General features: G+C 57.4%; 3 protein-coding genes. 1 reads left to right on the top strand and 2 read right to left on the bottom strand.

Going from position 1 to position 2,607, the window contains the following annotated elements; all coding sequences use genetic code 11:
• Positions 1 to 155 precede the first annotated feature (155 nt).
• The gene (locus QMG25_RS20220; protein WP_283462912.1) at positions 156 to 386 is read right to left on the bottom strand and encodes a dihydrofolate reductase family protein; all 231 of its coding nucleotides are present in this window, start codon (positions 384 to 386) and stop codon (positions 156 to 158) included.
• A 1,030-nt stretch (positions 387 to 1,416) separates the two neighbouring features.
• Here QMG25_RS20220 and QMG25_RS20215 point away from each other — a divergent pair.
• A complete protein-coding gene (locus tag QMG25_RS20215; protein ID WP_283462911.1) occupies positions 1,417 to 1,794 on the top strand; it encodes a cupin domain-containing protein in 378 nt (125 codons plus the stop codon).
• Positions 1,795 to 2,412: 618 nt separating this feature from the next.
• Here QMG25_RS20215 and QMG25_RS20210 read toward each other — a convergent pair.
• Positions 2,413 to 2,607, bottom strand: a 195-nt coding sequence (locus QMG25_RS20210) for a hypothetical protein (protein ID WP_283462909.1), incomplete at its 5' end; no start/stop codon positions are given.

Raw genomic sequence — 2,607 nt, 5'->3', positions numbered from 1 at the left:
GGGTTCCGCCAACGCCGTGGGAAGCATCAACCTGCCCACGAGCAATCCGTTCCCCGGGACTTCCTTGGGCTGTTGCACAGTCCCTCCAGGGTCTCCACGCACAGGCTCCGCGTTCCAATCGACCCCGTTCAATGTGCTCGATACGACGTACTTCTTTACAGCATCAATCGTGCGCGCAAGGGCTGGGTCCAGTCAGCCATTGTCTCCGATGCGCGCGACCGCCACGCGTCCTCTATCATCTGATAGTTGACCAGGCCCAGCAGCAGGGCATCGGTTTGGGCGAGCTTCTCGGCCCAATACCGGCGCCCATCCTGATCTGCAAGGATCTCTCGATGATCGACGCAGCCATCGAGCGTGACGTTGATGGAGTACCTAAGAGGACGCATTGCGGAAGAGTATAAATCAGGGTCAGGAGAAGCCATTTTCAATCTACCGACTGCGGTGAACTCCATAGCCCTTTAGGGACGATCAAGGGCCATGACCTCCCGAATCAAGAACTCTTGATCGTACCGCACGGCGGCAAAGCAGTGGTCCCATCCCCCTTGCAAGCGACATCCGCGAAAATTGGCGCGTCCCCACGAGATCAAACGCGAATGCGTCGCTGACTCCATCAGCAATCGCGGGGAGCCGGAAAGGACCTCGGCAGGCGCACCTTCCGGATCACCGAGGCCACTCATGAGCTAAGGGCGGCAACAGCTACCTCTCGACCGCCCTCAGTGTCGCAACTCTGGCCGTGCCCTACGGTAAAACACCTACCTGAAAGTTGAATATAGGCGCATCATGTCCCACCGCGCAAGACTAAAGTCACAGTCGCTATAGAAAACGCATTCCTCACGGCGGCTTGGCACCTCCTCACCGAAGAAACTGCTGCCAGGACGGATCCGGCGTCAACTATCACCCCCAGAGAGCCCCACCGGACGCTGCGGTAGCGTCATCAACGGACCCTGTGGCCACGGCTACATCGTGACTCTGGCGCATGCTGCAGTCATTAGAAAAAGGACCATCTCCTATTTTTCGGGTGAGTGTTGACTCTGTTTCTGAGTACCAGAACACTGCGTGTCAACGCCTGGCCACCGAGCCCTCGGGCACAACTCTGCACCCCCCTCCATTGGGACCGACTTGCCTTGTGAGCGAGGGGACTAATTGACGGACGCAAACTTTTATTCTTTAAAAGTCTCGACTATATGAATTCAGAGGCGTAGCTTTGCACATGGAACAAACGCGCGTGATCCACATCACTCCAACAGGGCTCAAGGCGCCGCCCGGCTGGCCCCCTACAAGTTAGGGGATGCCGGGATTGCAGGGCGTAATTCCGGGGCCCCGTCCGACTTCTGACGGGATCTTCCGCGCAGTCCCATATGCACCAACAATGAACATTTCTGGCAACTCTTTCGCAACTCTATTCATAGGAGAGACATGGAAACCCTCATAGGAACACTGAGCAAGGCAGGATCCATTCACAAGGTAGAGGGCGGTTACCTCGGACTGCCGTCGATGAACGAGCCCGGCTGCGATGCCGCCATCGGCGACTCCCTCTCCAACCCCAAGGGGTCAGTCATGAGTGCAGGATTCTTCGAGCTGAAAGCCTCCGACCCTTTGGTCTACACGTACACCTACGACGAAATGAAGGTCGTCGTCCAAGGTGAATTCATTCTCACCGACCAGACGACAGGAGACGTGACACATGCTAAGGAACGCGATGTGCTGTTCTTCCCCAAAGGAACAACTGTGAAGTTCGAGACCCCCGACTACGCGCTCGGGTTCTTCGCTGGCCACCGTTCCTTTGCACCCTAAATAACTCAGCACACCAAAAGGAGATCGTCATGATTCTCAGGGAAACTTCGTTCGACCGGTTTATTTTCACTTGCACTGGCTGTGACCATGTCTGGGACGTTGACTACGACGTCCAGCACGTTGAAGACGGTCACGGGCACGAGCGGGACTATTTCTTTCGCGACCAGCTGCACTGCCCAGATCCCACGGGTCTAGGCCAAACGGTATGCACGGACTGCGGTAGGTCCGCGGTAATTGCCCACGTCAGCTCCCGCCAAGCTAGTTCCGCGATCCCGGGCAAGGCCCCGGAGGACCCGGGTGAAATGCCAGCTCCTGTCCGGTCCACGATACCAGTCCTCGCAGGGTCACTGTAGGTCCGTAACAAGGGACTGAGCCGTGCCCCCGTCTGGACACCTAGGCTACCCCGACACCCGGTGTCGGGGTAGCCTAGACGGCGCTGGTCCACGATTTACATTGGACAGGATGCTGAATCGTCCAAGGTGTCACCGGCAACCATCATTCTCAACGTCCAGATGGGTGTCTGACCGTGAACACAGGACACGGTATCTAGCTTGGGCGTGTCCTTGGTTCTTTCGGTGTGGCCCGACATGCGCTTTCGAAAGGGTCCACCCTCCAGCCTCACTTGCGACTTCTCAGGCTCACCAAGCAGCAAAACAGCGCGGTCACATCGCTTGAACTCGATAGCTGTTTGCAGATCTCTCCGGTTTCGCCCGACGGCGGTCCTTGAGCGTGGGTGTGCGCCAGGTTTGTAGGTAGTTGTCGTGAGTGACGTTTTTTTGCGTGGGGTTGCTGTGAGGCGGCGGTGTTCTGGTT

The sequence above is a fragment of the Arthrobacter sp. H35-D1 genome (assembly GCF_030063185.1).
Classification (GTDB): Bacteria; Actinomycetota; Actinomycetes; order Actinomycetales; family Micrococcaceae; genus Specibacter.
Note: the sequence above shows the minus strand (reverse complement) of the source record. Positions and strands in the feature narration are given on the sequence as shown.

Excerpts from the sequence above, each read along its gene's own strand:
- QMG25_RS20215 (WP_283462911.1), top strand. The coding sequence starts at position 1,417 with ATGGAAACCCTCATAGGAACACTGAGCAAGGCAGGATCCATTCACAAG.
- QMG25_RS20220 (WP_283462912.1), bottom strand. The coding sequence starts at position 386 with ATGCGTCCTCTTAGGTACTCCATCAACGTCACGCTCGATGGCTGCGTC.